The organism is Marinobacter sp. M5B (assembly GCF_042604615.1).
Classification (GTDB): domain Bacteria; phylum Pseudomonadota; class Gammaproteobacteria; order Pseudomonadales; family Oleiphilaceae; genus Marinobacter; species Marinobacter salarius.
On sequence record NZ_CP156894.1, the window covers coordinates 3315249 to 3331331 of the forward strand.

17 protein-coding genes are annotated in these 16083 nt (G+C 57.8%); 7 read left to right on the forward strand and 10 right to left on the reverse strand.

Annotation, left to right across the window (positions count from 1 at the left end):
* The first annotated feature begins 90 nt into the window (after positions 1–90).
* Positions 91–744 carry a lysozyme-like domain containing protein gene (locus AAGD24_RS15035; protein WP_075197031.1) on the forward strand — a complete coding sequence of 218 codons (654 nt, stop codon included), beginning with the start codon at positions 91–93 and terminating at the stop codon, positions 742–744.
* Positions 745–764: 20 nt separating this feature from the next.
* Here AAGD24_RS15035 and AAGD24_RS15040 read toward each other — a convergent pair whose 3' ends face one another.
* Positions 765–1658, reverse strand: a complete 894-nt coding sequence (locus tag AAGD24_RS15040) for a LysR family transcriptional regulator (protein ID WP_036209455.1) — start codon at positions 1656–1658, stop codon at positions 765–767.
* Between the two features lie 126 nt (positions 1659–1784).
* Between AAGD24_RS15040 and AAGD24_RS15045 the strand changes: the two genes are divergently transcribed.
* Complete coding sequence (locus tag AAGD24_RS15045) at positions 1785–1982, forward strand: hypothetical protein (protein WP_036209452.1); 198 nt, start codon at positions 1785–1787, stop codon at positions 1980–1982.
* Positions 1983–2075: 93 nt separating this feature from the next.
* On the opposite strand, the gene AAGD24_RS15050 is transcribed toward AAGD24_RS15045, so the two are convergent.
* A complete protein-coding gene (locus tag AAGD24_RS15050) occupies positions 2076–3758 on the reverse strand; it encodes an AMP-binding protein (RefSeq protein WP_036209447.1) in 1683 nt (560 codons plus the stop codon).
* A gap of 208 nt (positions 3759–3966) precedes the next feature.
* Between AAGD24_RS15050 and AAGD24_RS15055 the strand changes: the two genes are divergently transcribed.
* Positions 3967–4881, forward strand: a complete 915-nt coding sequence (locus AAGD24_RS15055) for a glutathione S-transferase family protein (protein ID WP_379865538.1) — start codon at positions 3967–3969, stop codon at positions 4879–4881.
* A gap of 4 nt (positions 4882–4885) precedes the next feature.
* Here the strand turns inward: AAGD24_RS15055 and AAGD24_RS15060 are convergent, their stop codons facing one another.
* The 4 genes from AAGD24_RS15060 to AAGD24_RS15075 are packed head-to-tail and all read right to left on the reverse strand — an operon-like array spanning position 4886 to position 8239.
* Positions 4886–6142, reverse strand: coding sequence for a DUF5610 domain-containing protein (locus tag AAGD24_RS15060; protein ID WP_379865540.1), 1257 nt, complete (start codon positions 6140–6142; stop codon positions 4886–4888).
* A 50-nt stretch (positions 6143–6192) separates the two neighbouring features.
* A complete protein-coding gene (locus AAGD24_RS15065) occupies positions 6193–6822 on the reverse strand; it encodes a TPM domain-containing protein (protein ID WP_136633679.1) in 630 nt (209 codons plus the stop codon).
* A 59-nt stretch (positions 6823–6881) separates the two neighbouring features.
* Positions 6882–7637, reverse strand: a complete 756-nt coding sequence (locus tag AAGD24_RS15070; RefSeq protein WP_136633678.1) for a YgcG family protein — start codon at positions 7635–7637, stop codon at positions 6882–6884.
* A complete protein-coding gene (locus AAGD24_RS15075; protein WP_164732149.1) occupies positions 7637–8239 on the reverse strand; it encodes a LemA family protein in 603 nt (200 codons plus the stop codon). Before AAGD24_RS15075 ends, AAGD24_RS15070 begins: the two co-directional genes overlap by 1 nt.
* Before the next feature lie 206 nt (positions 8240–8445).
* Here AAGD24_RS15075 and AAGD24_RS15080 point away from each other — a divergent pair, with 206 nt between their 5' ends.
* On the forward strand, positions 8446–8721 hold the full coding sequence (locus AAGD24_RS15080; protein WP_007152627.1) for a YebG family protein: 276 nt from the start codon (positions 8446–8448) through the stop codon (positions 8719–8721).
* Positions 8722–8785: 64 nt separating this feature from the next.
* On the opposite strand, the gene AAGD24_RS15085 is transcribed toward AAGD24_RS15080, so the two are convergent.
* Complete coding sequence (locus AAGD24_RS15085) at positions 8786–10333, reverse strand: heme peroxidase family protein (RefSeq protein WP_085679639.1); 1548 nt, start codon at positions 10331–10333, stop codon at positions 8786–8788.
* Between the two features lie 624 nt (positions 10334–10957).
* A complete protein-coding gene (locus tag AAGD24_RS15090) occupies positions 10958–11386 on the reverse strand; it encodes an Lrp/AsnC family transcriptional regulator (protein ID WP_040474313.1) in 429 nt (142 codons plus the stop codon).
* Between the two features lie 130 nt (positions 11387–11516).
* Here AAGD24_RS15090 and AAGD24_RS15095 point away from each other — a divergent pair, with 130 nt between their 5' ends.
* The gene (locus AAGD24_RS15095; RefSeq protein WP_082040547.1) at positions 11517–12647 is read left to right on the forward strand and encodes an arginine N-succinyltransferase; all 1131 of its coding nucleotides are present in this window, start codon (positions 11517–11519) and stop codon (positions 12645–12647) included.
* Positions 12634–13440 (forward strand): DUF1338 domain-containing protein, encoded by an 807-nt coding sequence (locus AAGD24_RS15100; protein ID WP_041334185.1) that lies wholly within the window; start codon positions 12634–12636, stop codon positions 13438–13440. Before AAGD24_RS15095 ends, AAGD24_RS15100 begins: the two co-directional genes overlap by 14 nt.
* 12 nt (positions 13441–13452) lie before the next feature.
* On the opposite strand, the gene AAGD24_RS15105 is transcribed toward AAGD24_RS15100, so the two are convergent.
* A complete protein-coding gene (locus AAGD24_RS15105; RefSeq protein WP_041334184.1) occupies positions 13453–14325 on the reverse strand; it encodes a diacylglycerol kinase family protein in 873 nt (290 codons plus the stop codon).
* Positions 14326–14459: 134 nt separating this feature from the next.
* Between AAGD24_RS15105 and AAGD24_RS15110 the strand changes: the two genes are divergently transcribed.
* The gene (locus AAGD24_RS15110; RefSeq protein WP_036209419.1) at positions 14460–15245 is read left to right on the forward strand and encodes a ZIP family metal transporter; all 786 of its coding nucleotides are present in this window, start codon (positions 14460–14462) and stop codon (positions 15243–15245) included.
* Here the strand turns inward: AAGD24_RS15110 and AAGD24_RS15115 are convergent.
* Positions 15242–16030, reverse strand: coding sequence for a TSUP family transporter (locus AAGD24_RS15115; RefSeq protein ID WP_278367792.1), 789 nt, complete (start codon positions 16028–16030; stop codon positions 15242–15244). The two genes, AAGD24_RS15110 and AAGD24_RS15115, sit on opposite strands and share 4 nt — an antisense overlap.
* Between the last annotated feature and the right edge of the window lie 53 nt (positions 16031–16083).

A 16083-nucleotide genomic window follows, 5' to 3' on the forward strand; every position in this document is an offset into this window, starting at 1 on the left:
GTCCCGCCCATGAAGAAACGCCGTAATCGACCGAAAAACAGACGACCTGGACGACTTAAAAGCAACCGGGTGAAAATCTGGAAGTCCCGAATGCGGTGGTATGGCCTGCCAACACTGGGCTTGGGGCTGGCAATCGCCATTGTCGCCATCATGCGTTTCAGCCTGCTGGAGCCAGACCCACCGGCAAACCCGGACGACGTCTGTGAGATCTTCCGTGAGCATCCAGTATGGTACGACTATGCCAGCCGTTCACGGGAGCGCTGGGGCACCCCGATTGCAACGCAGATGGCTTTTGTTTACTACGAATCGTCGTTTCGCAGTCATGCCCGTCCACCACGGACCCGCCTGCTGGGGTTCATTCCCTGGCGCCGGCCAACATCCGCCTACGGCTACGCCCAGGCGCTCGACCCGGCGTGGGCCGAGTACCTGGCCGCAAACGGAGACGGTCTGTCCGTGGTACGAACCAACATGAAATACGCACTCGATTTCGTGGGCTGGTATAACCACCTGACCCGCAGAGAAGTGGGCATTCCTCTCACCAGCCCCGAGAAACTTTACCTCGCCTACCACGAAGGCAGGACCGGCTACCAGCGACAGAGCTACCTCGCCAAGCCGGAGGTAAGGTCATTGGCCACTCGGGTCCAGAACCGGGCCTTCCGCTATGACCGCCAGCTCCAGACCTGCGAGGAAGAATTCCAGTGCTGGCGTTTCTACCAGTTCTGGCCCTTCTGTGGTGACTGGTAAGCCCAGACAATGATTCGGCGTCAGCTCTCGCCTTCCACCTGGGGTGTCAGTTGGGTCAGCCTGGCGGTCAGGAACTCCATTACAATCCGTACCCGTGCCATCTGTTGCGTGTCGTGATTCACCATCAGCCACAGGTCAACGCCCTCGCCTTCAAGTGGCTCCGACAGGCGCGTCAGCTCCTTGGTACTGTCGCCCAAGTAGCAGGGTAATGCCGCCAGCCCTGCCCCGGCCCGCGCCAGGGCGTGCATTGCCTGGAGACTGTTGCAACGGATGATGGACGACGCGTTCTTCAGGTGCTTGCGATACCACCGCCCCGTCGCCAGGTGGCTGAAGCTCTCATCCGGCAGAATCCAGAGCGCCTGCTCCGGCGAATGCTCAAGGTCCAGGTCGGTATGACGCTTACGGTAGCTGGTAGCAGCGTAGATGGCCGACTCGATCGTGCCTATGCGCTCCCCTTCCAGTGTGGCCTGGGGTTTGTTTACCGGACGCAGTGTCAGGTCTGCCTCGCGGTGGCTCAGGTTCAGCACATCGTTGTCGGTGAGCACTTCCAGTTCGATGTCCGGGTATTCCCGGACGAGCTCTGCAATCATCGGACTGATAAGGGCATTCACCATGGTGTCGGTGGCCGCCAACCGGACCTTACCGACGGGCGCTGAATCCTGCCCGACCAACTGCCGTTCAAGATTTTCCATATCGGCGGCCAGCCTTTCAGCTTCGCGGAATGCGGTTTCACCCACGGGTGTGAGTTGCAGACCATCCCGGTTGCGCTCAAAGAACTGAACGCCCATCTGCTCTTCCATCTGATCCAGGCGACGAAGCACCGTGGTCTGGTGAACGCCCAGTATCTCACCGGCTTTGGCAAGGGTTCCCCCTATTGCCAGGGCGTGTATATATCGAAGATAATCCCAATCCATAGATACTGCATATTTGCAACGTGAGTACGGAGTTTAACGTATTTAAACTGCAAATACGAAGCCGTAAACTTCTTTATATAGTCAGCTAACCAATATTTTAATCCACCAGATAAGGAGGAAGGCGCTATGACTCAAGACCATATCGCAACCGTACACCCGCTGCCGTCCAGTATCCTCCACAACAGTACTGAGGTCAGGCGCCAATATACCCGTGCAGCTGCAAAGCAAGCCGTACAGGTTATCAGCCGGAAGATGAATTCCTGGAGAAAGAGGGCAGCAACCGCGTCGCCGGAGATGCCCCAGATGATGCAGGGCGAGCACTAAGCCCGTCCCTGTATGGGAAAGTAAGGGAAGACAGATTTCGAAAACACCGGTGGCCCTGGATATCCAGGCTCACCGGTGTTTTCGTTTTGGGGATCAGAACTCCCAGATCACCTTTTGCTTCTTGCCAAACCACTCGTCCATTTTGCGGTTGTAGAAGTCCTCGATCACATTTCGCTTGATCTTCATGGTGGGTGTGAGCATACCGTTTTCCATGGTCCAGGGTTCTTTCACCACCACCACGAACGCCAGCTTCTCATGAGCCTCGCACCCACTGTTAACGGCGTCCAGCTCCGCAGCCAGCTCCCTCTCCAGCTCATCACGACTGCCTCCTGCTTCCAGCGCTTCCCGTGCTTCTTCGGATAACAGTACCATCAGGCAGGGCTGAGGTTGGTTGGCTCCCGCCACGCACACAACCTCTGCCTTGGGATGATTAAAACGGCTTTCGATGGGCACTGGCACCACATACTTGCCCTTGGAGGTTTTGAAAAGATCCTTCACGCGGCCAGTGATGCGCAGATACCCCTCGCTGTCGATCTCTCCCATATCCCCGGTTTTAAGGAAGCCATCCTCGGTAACGTCCTCGCGGGTTTTCTCTTCGTTCTTATAGTAGCCCAGCATCTGGCCGGGGCTCTTGACCTGCACTTCGCCATTCTCAGCCAGACGATGCTCCGCACCAGGATTGGTGACACCCACGGTACCCACCTTGGCCCGGCCCGGGCGATTGGCATGAGAATAGCCGAAGTTTTCCGACATCCCATACACCTCCAGCAGCTCCAGCCCAAGGTTCCTGTACCAACCAATAATTTCACCCGAGAGCGGTGCCGCCCCCGTGAGGGCCGCACGGCAGTGATCCAGGCCCAACTGCTTCAATACCTTCTTTTTCACCAGTTTGTTCAGTACCGGAATATTGAACAGCACCTTCTGCTTCTTCGGCGGCAACTTGCTGTTGATGGCCAGGTAGAACTTCATCCACAGCCTGGGCACCGAGAAGAACAGGGTCGGCCGGGCTCTTTGCAGATCTTCCTGGAAGGTGTCCAGGGAATTGGCAAAATACAGGTGGAATCCGTAATAAAGCGACTGGGTTTCCACCGCCGCACGTTCAGCAACATGGGCAAGAGGCAGATAGGAAAGCATTCTTTCATCCTGGGTGACAGGGAATATCTGCTGCAGCCCATCGGCGACGGAAATCATGGTGCGAAAACTGTGCATAACGCCTTTCGGGCGACCGGTGCTTCCAGACGTATAAACCAGGGTGGCCAGGTCATCAGGGTCCGGCAAGCTGGGTTCGGCCGGCTGCTGCTGGGCGATAACGTCCAGCCATTTCGGCGTGTCGTCCCGGGGCGACATCGGCAAAGAAATAACCGGCAGGTCTCCGGGAATGTGGCCCTTGATATCGTTCCAGCCGTCCGCCTTGCCGTCCAACTTCCCCAGGAACAGCAGTTTCGCTTCACTGTGCTCCAGCACATACGCAGCTGTCTCACCATTGAGCGTCGGATATAGCGGAACTGAAACGTGGCCGGCAGCCCATATGGCGAGGTCTGACAGGATCCAGTGCGCACTGTTCTTGCCAAGAATGGCGACATTGCTGCGTTCCGGCAGGCCCAGTGTTGCCAAGTGAGCCGACATCCGGGACACCTGGTCGGCGGCCTGTTTCCAGGTAATGTCTTCGGTGGTGCCATCCGGAAATGGCTGGGTCAGGTATACCTTGTCGGGGGTTTGCTTTGCCCAGTAATACAGGCAGTGGAGGGACGTTTGCTTGTTGCTGTCTGCAGCCATCAAGGGCTCCTTATTGTTGTCGTCTTTTCTGACGTTATTTTTGGGCAACTAAAGCATAGTACCTGTATTTCCCGTTTCCTCAAGCCTGGGCGATGGTGACGGGCCAGCTGGCCCACACGGACAACTCCCGGCCTTTCGCCCGACAGGATTGCAGGGTAACCTCCCGGATCGCGCCAGATAACATTGCCAAATAAGGATGGGTTTCCCCATGCAAGAGTTCATTCTGTACCACTACGCCATGTCGCCTTTTTCCGAAAAGGTTAGGGCCATGCTCGGCTACGCCGGCCTTTCCTGGCAGTCTGTTATCGTCCGGGAAATGCCGCCCCGGCCTATGCTTTCCGCGCTGGCGGGTGGTTACCGCAAAGTTCCCGTGGCCCAGAGTGGCGCCGATGTGTTCTGCGACAGCCGCGCCATCGCTGACGAAATCGCACGCCTGAGTGGCAAACCGGAATTGAGCCTGGCCAACCAGCCGCAAGCAGTCATCGACTTTGTGCACACCACGGACCTTGAGGTGTTTCTTGCCTGCGTGATTGCCGCCAGCGATGGCCGCATGCTGCGAAAGCTGATCCGCGACACGTCGCTGCTGAACGCCTTACGCTTCCTCAAGGACCGCATCACCATGGGCACAAAGTCCCGCGTGAAAGCGGTACGAGGGCCGCAGGCAAAAGCCAAGGTTATGGCGCACATCGAAACCATGGAGTCGATGCTGGAGAAAGACTTCTTGTTCGGCGATACTCCCTGCATCGCTGATTTTTCGGCCTACCATGGCCTGTGGTTTGTCTGCGATCTGGCGGGCAAACCCTGGCTGCGGGACGCTCCCAACGTGGCAGCGTGGCTGGAGCGAATGAAAGCCTTCGGACACGGCAAACCTAGTGAAATCACCGCTGACCAGGCATTGGACATTGCCCGCAATGAAACGCCGCGAGCCATTGAGTCTGCCGGTGGTAATGAGTTAACAGGAAAGAAGGTCGAAGTCGCACCCGATGACTACGGGCGCGACCCGGTCGCAGGACGCCTGGTGTTCGCAGATGAGCAAACCCTGACTCTGGAGCGTTCCCACGCGCGTGTCGGGCAGGTCCATGTCCACTTCCCGAAACAGGGTTATGCAATCAAGCCGGCCTGATGCCTCAAGCCGGCTCGCCCTTCTGGCCGGCACTTTCGAAAGCGGCCAACACTGACGACAGGAAATCATCCATTAACGAGCGCGGCGCGGGTTTGTTTTCGCCGCCCCGCTCGTCCTGGAGCCGCTGGATATCGTCCAGCAGTTCCTGCATGAGCCCTTCCATTGCCTGAAGGTCCATGCCTTTGGCAACCGACTCCTGAGCAAGCCCCTGGATATCCCGGGCGAGACTGCCAAGCGGTCGCAACTGCATGTTTGCGGAGGGCTCGGATGAAGGCTCACGGGATACAGACTCGTAAGCAGCGGCAGACACCATCCGGGTAGCAGAGAGGTTCAGGCTGAAGCTCGCCAGTTCATCCCCGCCCAGTCTCAACGACTGGGCCGCTTGAAAGGCACCCTGGATATCGCCGTCGAAAAAACGGCCAGACACTTGCTGCACTTTGCCAAAAAGATCCGCGAGCGCGGCCTTCTCGCCGTCATCCAGACTGCCCTCCACCGAGAACGCATAACGCCCCGAAAACAGGCTGGCCGAGCGTACTTCTTCAGACCGGACGCCATCACTCTCGCGGGCACTTGCCGACATTGCCGAGTAGCGTTGCTCCTCCATGCGAACGGTCACACGGTCGCCGTCACGGGTGGTGACCTCAAACGCAAAAGACTCTTTGCTGGCGCTCTCCACCATCGCCGCTGCTACCCGGCTCTCTGACGGCATCCCGTTTTGCAGATACCGCGACTCCAGATCAGACAAACCGTCCTGGATGCGCGTGAAGCTGTCGCCGATATCACGATTCAATGTGTCCGTCATCAACCCCAGGGCTTCGATCTGCTCCCGCGCCTCGGAGAACCCCTGCTCAACACCACGGCGTGCATCGGAAAGCAGGCCTGCCAGGCGCTCCGAGTCTGCACCGGCAGCCGCTTCCTTTTGCAGGCGCTGCTGGACGAAGCCCAGCACGCGGCTGGCCACGTCGGCGGCTGTCGGCGGTTCGAATCGATTTCGGGTGGAGGCAGATGCATCGGGGCCGGATGCCCCGAGTCGTTGCTGAAGCTGTTGTTCAAGCCTGCTTCGAAGTGCGTTAATAGCATCCTCGGGCGTGCGGATCGCCCCCCTGCCCTGTTCCCGGACCTTGGTAGGCTCGGGGGCATTGTTTGTCGACCGGCTTCCCGATGGCTCCGCGCCGGAGCGACCTGGCATTCCGGAACCGGGAATATTAATTGGAGAAACCATACCCTCACCCCTCATCAGCGCTGTCTGCAGGCAGGACATGGGATGCTTCCGCAGCCTGCCCCTGTTTATCGGCAGACCGGCGGCAGGCATTAAGAACGTTTCGGTATTAGCACCAGATGATTAGGCAATTCGTTTTTCTCGCGGGTTGCGGGCAACTGCTCCCGCAGGTGCTGGCCGCAACTTTCGATGCAACCGAGAAAGCCGGCCAGGGTGTCGCCACTGCGAACCTGGTTGGTAAAGGTGCCGACAATCTCTTCCCAAACGCCGTCGCTGACCTTATCGGCAATGCCCTGATCCACCAGAATTTCAACATAGTGTTCCGCTTCCGAGACGAAAATCAGCATGCCAACGCCGCCCTGGGTGTGATGAAGATCCTGCTCCAGGAATTGCCGCCGGGCCATGTTGGACGCCCGCCAGAAGCGAACAGCCTTTGGAACCAGATGATGCCCCACACCCGGAAACCGAAACAACAGGCATAACAGGATAAAGGTCACCCACTGAACCACCAGCAACCAGTCCGCGCCCAGCGAACCGGTAAAGTAATTGATCGCTCCGGGCACCAGTAGTGCAATAACCCCGGCCCAGAGCAGGGGGATATAGGAATAATCATCGGAGGCTGCGGCAAGAACCGTTACCAGTTCCGCGTCGGTCTCACGCTCCACCTCTGTGATGGCCGAAGCCACCTGTTGTTGCTCACTGTCTGTTAGTAACGTCGTCATGTTCGTTCCGGTGTTGCTGAATCAATAGGTTCGCTGTCTACTCGCGTTGAGTCGCTGGTTTACCAACCGCCGGAGGCACCACCGCCGCCGAAGCCACCGCCTCCGCCGCTGAAGCCACCACCGCCAAAACCGCCGCCGCGACCTCCACCAAGACCACCAGCGAGCGCACCGGCCAGCAGGGCACTGCGGCCACCACGGCCCCCGCCGACACCGCCTCTAAAGAACGCAATCAGCACAATGACGAAAAACAGGATGCCCAACGCCGGATGGGGCCGATCGTCTTTGGCTGCCTGGCGACTGGACTTCGGAACCGCAAGTGGCTCACCACCCAATACCTGAACCATGGCCGCAGCACCGTTGGCAATGCCGGTGGCAAAATCCCCCTGCCTGAACGCCGGGGTAATGATCTGATTAATAATCGTGGCGGATGTGGCGTCGGTCAGTCGACCTTCGAGGCCGTAGCCAACCTCGATGCGAATCCGCCGCTCATCCTTGGCTACCAACAGCAACGCACCGTTGTCTTCACCTTCCTGGCCAATTCCCCAGTGACGACCCAACTGGTAGCCAAAGTCTTCAATGGCATAGCCCTGAAGGTTCGGCAGCGTCACCACAACCACCTGTTCGGTCGTTGACTGCTCGTGGGCCTCAAGCATCTGGCTGAGGCGACGTTCAACTTTGGCGGGCAGCATGTCGGCGCGGTCCACCACGCGACCGGTCAGGTCGGGGAAATCAGGAGTGGATTGCGCCAGGGCATTGGCCTGGCACAGCACAATCAAGGCCAGAAAAACGATAACGGGGTGGAAACGAACAGGCATCAGAACTCCACCTGTGGCGCTTCCTGGGCATCGGGGGTAGTGGCCTCGAAGTTGGCCCTCAACTCAAGGTCGCTGTAAAGCATGCTGTGCCAGAGACGGCCTGGAAAGGTCCGGATTTCCGTATTGTAGCGTTCAACCGCCTGGATAAAGTCACGCCTTGCGACCGAGATACGGTTCTCCGTACCTTCCAGTTGCGACTGCAACGCCAGGAAGTTCTGGTTTGACTTCAGATCCGGGTAGCGCTCTGAAACCGCCATCAGGCGGCTGAGCGCACTGCTGAGTTCACCCTGAACCTGCTGGAACTGTTTCAGCTTCTCGGGGTTGTTGAGAATGCTTTCGTCGACCTGAATAGAGGTCGCCTTTGAACGCGCTTCGGTGACTGCTGTCAGGGTTTCCTGTTCCTGATCCGCAAAACCTTTCACCGTTTCAACGAGGTTCGGCACCAGATCCGCCCGCCTCTGGTACTGGTTCTCCACCTGCGCCCAGGCTGATTTAACCTGCTCGTCATACGTTGGAATGTTGTTGATGCCGCAGCCGGTGAGCAGCATGGCCAGCAAGGCCAGAGCAGCAAGCTGAAAGGGCGTTCGGCCTGGGCTGGCCATGGGTCGGTCGTGCATAGCGTATCGGTTCCTTGATGGTGGGTCTGGTCATCGTCGGCCTAAGACACTATCACATTTTTCCGCCCGACATCTGCCGCCCAGGCGGCCGAAAACACTGTATACATATACAGATGCCTTAAGTATACTCACCGCAGATTCAATGAACCCCACCAGACACGACAACGTGCGGGAACACACTGGAGAACGTCATGGCCGTACAAGCGCTGTATTACTCGGAGAGGGATGGACTGGAGATGGCACTGAAACACCCCGACACAATGCTCTTCTCGTCCAAAGCGGAAGCCGATGCCCGGGACAAAGTCCTGGAACTGGCCGAGGAAATCACCCAGTTTCTACAGGCGCGAGTTGAGGGCCTGGATGAAGCCATGGCGGAAAAAGCGGCACTCGCCATTGCCGAGGAAAAGGACCTGTTCGCCAAGGCCCTGAAAAAACCCTCATTGCTGAACGAAACCACCGACGCATAACCCAGAATGGGCGGGGAGGCGCTCATTCACCACACGCCTCCCCGCCTCGGTACGTCTGCGCGGATCAGTCTCCCAGGGGATTGATATCCCCAATAAACCTCAACATATCCGCCATGGTGAAGGTTCCTGGCGTGGCTGCCGGCAGGGATGGTTTCCAGTCTTTGCCCTCCTGCCAGAGGAACGACTGCTGATCACCGTGGATCAACCCCACGAACACCTCGGACACGATGGCTGCCCCAACCGGGCCCAGCCGGTCACCGGCCTCTTTCACCTGCGCTTCCTTCAGGATGTAGTACCACAGCGGTGTTGACTCATGCAGCCCCTGGCGCTTGGCTTCCTCGCCATCCGGCCCGGTCGCAATTTCATCGGCAGTCAACGCATTGGCTACGCCCATTTCACGGGCCACATCCTGGCCGGAGGGCAAGCCCAGGCTCACGCCGCGCTTGAGATTACGGAAAGCCAGGTTACCGCCACCACCCGGCAGATTATGAAGTTCCTCCACCAACAACGGGTCCAGTTTCCGCGACGGATTGAATGGCATCGACGATGGACGGTCAAGGTCGTGGAAGCGCCGCCAGTCGATAATCCAGTTGCTGGGCAACACACTGACTGGCGTTGGCCCGGTGGGAGGCTGCGGTGCGAGATTTCCAATAATGTCCCCAGACAGTCCGGAGAACGCAAACAACAGATCAAAACCGGTATCAGCGAAGATCCGGTTGTGGCTATAGCGCTGGCGCACCATGCTGTGCCCCAAACGATAGGCCGCCACTGAAAACTCCACCGGCATGTAAGGGGTTTTCTTGAACCGGTAGTACTGCCGGCCATCGTTGAGAATTCGGTCGGTCGCACCTTCCCCGCACAGACGCTCCATCCAGTCGTGGAGCACCATCCACTGATAGTGGTAAGTCACGGTTTTCCTGGCTTCAGTCAGGAGCTGTTCAGCCGCTACGCCCTCGCTCTGCAGCTTGTCACACACAGCGTTATGGAACTTCAGGAAGGCCAGGTGGGTCTGCGCAACCAGCAGGTTTTCATCGTTGCGCGGGTCACCAATCAATGCCACGCCTTCCGGGCTGCGGGGAAGGTCGTTGGCAAAATCGCCGGTGATGCCACCAAAATCGACGTTGATGTTCCGGCCAATCACCAACTTGGGACCACGTTGCGAAGGGTCCGCCGGGTTCCTGGCATACAGATGGGGTGAGCCGTCAGGGCCGAGACCATAGACATTATCCAGGTCCAGCGCCGGGGTACGGAAGTTCTCCAGTCCCAGCGGGTCCCTTTTCTTATCGGACAAAGAGCTCAGATCGAGCGTGATGTCGTGGTCGACAAACTGGCCAAAGTAGGTGTAACCGCCCGGAATGCCCGGATTGTCCAGTGAACTGTCCGTCGGATCGGGATCCAGCATGGCTTCCGCCAGCGCCTGTAACTTGTTGTCTGGCACATCCAGGGCCGACAGGCCCGGAAACATACGACCAAACATGCCTGGGTCATCGTGGCCGGATAACTGGTCAAGCCCCTTGCGTGACGGGTGCCGTCCGCCCATGCCATGGCCGGGACACATGTTGACTTTCTTGTACGTTTTTTCGCTCGTTTCGAACGTTTCCTTGATATTCATTCCTCTCTCCCATTTGGACTATCAGGTCCTCAGACCGTCGAAGCCGCGAACAACGGCCAGGGCGTCGTGCCCTTCGCGACGAGCCCCAGGGAAATAGCAGCTTCCATGCCAGCGAGATATCAAGTGAAAAAACCGAACTACGGGCCCATCGGAATCCCATGCTCAAACAGGCAGTTAACAACAACAGCCAGGCACATTCAGGACCGACAGCCAACATTGGACAACTTCCACGACCGCCGGAAAACAGCACGCCTGCATACATTGCTGACAGCGGGTGACGACGGAATTTTTTCAGGAGAGCACGAAAAAGTACGGATTTGAGATTTTTGCAGACAGGAGCCAACACAATCACTGCACTTTAAACACATTTACAGAGTTTTCTGGTTTGCTTTACACCCTACGTATCAAAATCTGACACTTTTTAGCCGAACGCCCTTGGCGTTTTCCACTTCGAGCTCTAATGACCAGCCCCTATCTCAGCCCTAAATAGCATTGCCCCGTAAAATCAGCCACCTGAATGGGTACAGACCTGGGCGAGGAATCAACACTCAGACGATATGTCGCATATGCAAAGATGTTGAAACTCATTACAGCTTTTACAAACCATTTCCGGAAATACTGGTATCAACGCCTGAAACGCGTCTCCAGAACCACCGCCGAATTGGTTCGCTCCACACCCTCAAGATTGCCGATTTCGTCCAGAACCGCACTCAGCTCCTCCAGGGACTGAGCCTGGACGATGGCAATCAGATCATACTCGCCGCTGACAGAATACAACTGGGATACCTGGCTGATCTGTTCCAGGGCTGCGTTGGTTCGAGCCGTCAGCTTCTGGAAAACCTTGATCGACACATGGGCCTCCACCTGGGTTGCCGTATACTCGCCTCCAAGCTCAACGGAATACCCGCGAATCACGCCACTCGCTTCGAGCTTTGCAATGCGGTTCTGCACCGTTGAGCGCGACAGGTCCAGTGCCCTGGCCAGGTCCGAGACACTGCAACGGGCATTCTGGCGCAGGTGTAATAGTAGCCTTTGGTCCTGCTTGCTGATCATATCGACATCATTCCTGGTCAAATTGCCATAATATATCATCATTTATCATTTTTTGACGCTACAAAATGGCACTACACCCCATCATACTGGCCCTGCCACTCTCCGCTTCCAGCGGTCAGCAGATGAGGACATGTCTATGATTATCCGCCCGGTTGCCCTCTCAGACCTCGCCGCTCTGCAGCAGATTGCCGTGGAATCCGGCCCCGGTTTCACCTCACTGGTCGATGACCGTGATTTCCTGACCCAGAAAATCCGTCATTCCATGGACAGTTTTAACCGCCATACCGGTACCCCAGGCGACGAAGGCTATCTGTTCGTGTTGGAAGACCCGGAAACCGGCGAAATCATGGGTACCACCGGTATTGAAGCCTCTGTAGGCATCCGACGCCCTCTGTATCATTATCATCGCAGCCAGGTCGTTCACCACTCGCCGGAACTGAATCTGCTCCGCCGACTGGAAGTCCTCAACATGTGCAATCATTACACCGGTTGCAGCGAGATCTGCACACTGTTTTTGCGGCCCAGGTTTCGGCGGGCGCACGCGGGCAAGCTGCTCTCCCGGGTTCGCTTTCTGTTTATGGCCCAGCATCCGCAGCGTTTTGCTGAGACTGTCATCGCTGAAATGCGGGGCATCTCGGACGAAGGCGGGCAGTCGCCCTTCTGGGATTGGTTGCGGACCCATTTCGTGGATCTTGATTTCAGCACGGTGACACGCATGGTGGGCACGGGCGACAACGGCTTTATCGCCGACCTGATGCCCCGACACCCGCTCTACACCCATTTGATGGACGAAAACGCCCGCGCTGTTATCGGGCAGGTACACCCGCAAACCCGTCCGGCCCTCGCCATGCTCGAAGCCGAAGGGTTCCGCCATAATGGTTACGTGGATCTGTTTGATGCCGGCCCGACCGTTGAGGCGAGACTGGCCGATATCCGCTCGGTATCGACGTCCGTCGGCTGCCGTATCCAGATTGTTGATGATGTGCGACCGACGCTCGAGGAATGGAACCGGGGTGGCCAGGGCCGACTGTTGGCCATCACCAATACCGAAACGGCGAATTTCCGCGCCACCGTCACCAGTGCTGCCCGATACCTGCCTGCTCACAATCTCCTGCAGGTACCGGCAGCACTGGCAAAGTCGCTTAATCTGCGCAACGATGGAGAAGTCCGTTTCATGGAACTTGCAGCCGCACAGAGCGGAGCTGCGACCACAGCCATTCCACTGCGCCAACAACAGGAGGCCATCCATGCACACCGATAGAGATACTTTGTTCCGCCACCTTTGGGACAATTACTGCGAGGTGACACCCTCGGCACAGGATATCCACCGGTTGCTGGATGACACCCAGGGCGGCGAAATTGTGAATGACCACATTGCCCTGCGTACCTTCAACATCGAGAAGGTAAACCTGGACAAACTGGCCGCGCACTTCCTGGCGCTGGGATATCACGAAGGCGGCGACTATCACTTCGACGCCAAGAAACTGTACGCAAAACACTACGAGCATCCAGATCCGACTGCCCCCAAGGTGTTCATTTCCGAATTGCTGGTTGATCAGTGTTCCGGGTCGCTGCAATCCATTGTGGAAGGCCTGGTGAGCCAGATGGACCCTACCGCCGTCACCCGGGACGACTTTCTCTATTCCGGTCGTCACTGGGATGTCGACCACGCCACCTACCAGACCCTGCTGGAGGAAAGTGAATACGCGGCCTGGGTAGCGGCTTGGGGTTATCGGGCCAACCACTTTACGGTGAGCATCAATCATCTCAGCCGATTCAAAACCGTGGCTGAAATCAATCAGACCCTCAAAGACAACGGTTACCGTGTGAACAGTTCCGGAGGTGAGATCAAAGGCTCTCCGGAAGAGCTGCTGGAACAATCTTCCACCATGGCGGACCGCGCCGACGTCCGGTTTACGGATCAGACGGCGGCCATACCAAGCTGCTTCTACGAGTTCGCACGTCGCTATGCCAAGCCTGACGGAGAGCTCTACAGTGGCTTTGTTGCCGCCTCGGCGGACAAGATTTTCGAGAGCACGGACAGCCGAACCTGAAGGACAAAGCCTTCAGGTCGTTACCAGTTCCTCACAGATGACCTTCAGGCAGGCTGGCCTGCATTGAGCACGAAGTGGTGTATCGCCGGCGATGTCCCCATCCATGGTGACCGTTCGGCGCGAACGGGTGGTGATCGACACGGTCGGGCTTTTGAGGTGAACCACTGTGCTGGTTCGTTTCGGAGAGTTACGGCTCAACCGCACCGTCAAAAAAGTCATGAAAAGCTGGAACAGCGAACGCGGCCTCACGGCCACGACATCCAATTGACCATCCCCTGCCGACGCCTGGGGAATCTCGTTGCCACCGCCGAAAAAGGCACCGGAGGACACCGCAATGGTCAGCCATCGCCCGGCTACGGTTCCCTTCTCGGTTTCGATGAGGCCATGGAAACCCCGATACACCCGCAGTTTCTGCAGCAACGCTACGCCATAGCTGAAGCGACCGAGAAGTCGTTTGGCGTCCGCCGACGACTCTCGAACCGGCAATGTGCCGAGTCCGATATGAGCCACGTTCAGAAACAGACCGTTATCGGTGGTGGCTACGTCCAGCATACGGGTCCGTCCTGCCGAGACCAGATTGCAAACATGCTGGGGATCGTCAGGCAGCCCCAGGTTGCGGGCAAAATCATTGGCGGTCCCGGAAGGCAGAACCGCGAGGGTAGCGCCGGTATCGAGACAAAAACCGGCCGCCGCATTTACTGAGCCATCGCCTCCAGCCGCGAGGATGAAGTCCCTGGGGCCCACCTCTTCGGTCCAGCTCTTATCGTCAAGACTGCAATCCCGGATATCGACAATGCCCGCACTTTCCAGGTAATTTCGCCAGAACTCAGCGCCACGATTGTCCTTTTCCCCGGCGTTGGGGTTGGCCATCAACCAGTAAACCATTGCATACCGTCTTCCTGAGTCTGTTTTGGATTTTTGACGTACTAAGGTATAAGCCATGGTAGCGGAACTTGCCATCAACATGGTCAAGGTTTAACGGCGCTGTAACGCCGCCACCGACGAACTAAGGGAGACCGATGCTGGAAGATGTCAATGTTGTCTGGCTGGGGTCGATTGCCAGCCTGCTGGCAGGCCTTGGGACAGGTGTCGGCGCCCTGGGTGTATTCCTGGTCAGAAAGCTCACGCCACAGCTGCAGGACGGCATGCTCAGCGCAGCTGCGGGGGTCATGCTGGCGGCGTCGTTCTTCTCGCTACTACTCCCGGGCATCGAATACGGCGAGGAGCTCACCGGCGCTACCTGGAGCGCCGCGTTGATGGTTATCGCCGGTCTTCTCATGGGCGCAGGCCTGCTCTTCAGCATTCATCAGCGGCTACCCCACGAACACTTCACCCTGGGCCGGGAAGGCCCTGACAGCGCACGTATACGCCGGATATGGCTGTTCATCATCGCCATTGCCCTGCACAACTTCCCTGAAGGCATGGCCGTTGGCGTCGGGTTTGCCGGTGGTGACATCGGTAATGGGGTGGCCCTGGCGGTGGGCATTGGGCTTCAGAACATCCCCGAAGGCCTGGCCGTGGCCGTCTCCCTGCTGGCCATCGAGCACTCACGCCTGAAATCCTTCGGGATCGCGGTGCTGACCGGGCTGCTCGAGCCCGTTGGCGGGCTTTTCGGCAGCACCATGGTATGGCTGGCAGAACCCATCATGCCGTGGACCCTCGGCTTCGCGGCCGGTGCCATGCTGTTCATTATCAGTGATGAGATCATCCCCGAGACCCATCGTGGCCGCTTCAAGACCCTGGCCACCTTCTCGCTTCTGGGCGGTTTCGTCATCATGATGTTCCTTGACGCCACGCTGGGTTAGCCGGGAAACAACACCCTCGCCATACCGATGCTGCTGACGATCAACAGCACAACGCCCAGCACCCGGAAGAAGATCGGTGTTTCCGCCTTCAGCATGCGGTCGTGAACGTAAAGTCCGATGACATGACCAATGGCAGCGCAGGGTAACAGCCACAGGTGGTGGATCAGCTGCAGGTCGACGCCCACCCAGATAAACGCCGCCATTTTGATCACCACCAGGATGAACCAGAGTGCGAACAGGGTGTCCCGCAGGCGCTCTTTCGGCAGATGCTGCGCCACAACGGCAATAATCAGCGGGGCACCAATCAGGGACGTACCACTGATGTAGCCGCCCACCATCAGAAACACCGCGTCCACAGTCCGGCTGCCGCTGCGAAAAGGCCGGTCAAGGATGTAGGAGATGGAGTACAGGGACACGATCACAAAGATAATCGTGCTCATGATCTCTGACGGCAGTGTGATCAGTCCGAACACCCCGATCAGCTTGGGCACGATCATGATCGCCAGAATCCGCCAGAGATAATGCCAATCGACCGTACCCACGACCGCCGCGTCATCATCACCCGTACCCGACGACTTGCGATTATTCATCCAGATGGTCAGGGAGGAAAACACCAACAGGTGCACTGCAATGATGGGCAGGAACACCAGCGGGTCGTCCAGCACCAGCAGTAGGAAAGGCAGTGAAAGCACCGCCCCGCCGAATCCCAGCCCGGAACGGACAAACCCGCTCCAGATAAAAATCAGGCCAATCAGGACATACTGGTACAACGCCAAGTCAGACATAGAGGTATCGAGGTTCCGGGAGCCAGGTTCGCGAATACAAAGGTGTATGAGCA

Coding starts and splice junctions, on each gene's coding strand:
- AAGD24_RS15035 (WP_075197031.1), top strand. CDS start 91: ATGCGGTGGTATGGCCTGCCAACACTGGGCTTGGGGCTGGCAATCGCC.
- AAGD24_RS15040 (WP_036209455.1), bottom strand. CDS start 1,658: ATGGATTGGGATTATCTTCGATATATACACGCCCTGGCAATAGGGGGA.
- AAGD24_RS15045 (WP_036209452.1), top strand. CDS start 1,785: ATGACTCAAGACCATATCGCAACCGTACACCCGCTGCCGTCCAGTATC.
- AAGD24_RS15050 (WP_036209447.1), bottom strand. CDS start 3,758: ATGGCTGCAGACAGCAACAAGCAAACGTCCCTCCACTGCCTGTATTAC.
- AAGD24_RS15055 (WP_379865538.1), top strand. CDS start 3,967: ATGCAAGAGTTCATTCTGTACCACTACGCCATGTCGCCTTTTTCCGAA.
- AAGD24_RS15060 (WP_379865540.1), bottom strand. CDS start 6,142: ATGTCCTGCCTGCAGACAGCGCTGATGAGGGGTGAGGGTATGGTTTCT.
- AAGD24_RS15065 (WP_136633679.1), bottom strand. CDS start 6,822: ATGACGACGTTACTAACAGACAGTGAGCAACAACAGGTGGCTTCGGCC.
- AAGD24_RS15070 (WP_136633678.1), bottom strand. CDS start 7,637: ATGCCTGTTCGTTTCCACCCCGTTATCGTTTTTCTGGCCTTGATTGTG.
- AAGD24_RS15075 (WP_164732149.1), bottom strand. CDS start 8,239: ATGGCCAGCCCAGGCCGAACGCCCTTTCAGCTTGCTGCTCTGGCCTTG.
- AAGD24_RS15080 (WP_007152627.1), top strand. CDS start 8,446: ATGGCCGTACAAGCGCTGTATTACTCGGAGAGGGATGGACTGGAGATG.
- AAGD24_RS15085 (WP_085679639.1), bottom strand. CDS start 10,333: ATGAATATCAAGGAAACGTTCGAAACGAGCGAAAAAACGTACAAGAAA.
- AAGD24_RS15090 (WP_040474313.1), bottom strand. CDS start 11,386: ATGATCAGCAAGCAGGACCAAAGGCTACTATTACACCTGCGCCAGAAT.
- AAGD24_RS15095 (WP_082040547.1), top strand. CDS start 11,517: ATGTCTATGATTATCCGCCCGGTTGCCCTCTCAGACCTCGCCGCTCTG.
- AAGD24_RS15100 (WP_041334185.1), top strand. CDS start 12,634: ATGCACACCGATAGAGATACTTTGTTCCGCCACCTTTGGGACAATTAC.
- AAGD24_RS15105 (WP_041334184.1), bottom strand. CDS start 14,325: ATGGTTTACTGGTTGATGGCCAACCCCAACGCCGGGGAAAAGGACAAT.
- AAGD24_RS15110 (WP_036209419.1), top strand. CDS start 14,460: ATGCTGGAAGATGTCAATGTTGTCTGGCTGGGGTCGATTGCCAGCCTG.
- AAGD24_RS15115 (WP_278367792.1), bottom strand. CDS start 16,030: ATGTCTGACTTGGCGTTGTACCAGTATGTCCTGATTGGCCTGATTTTT.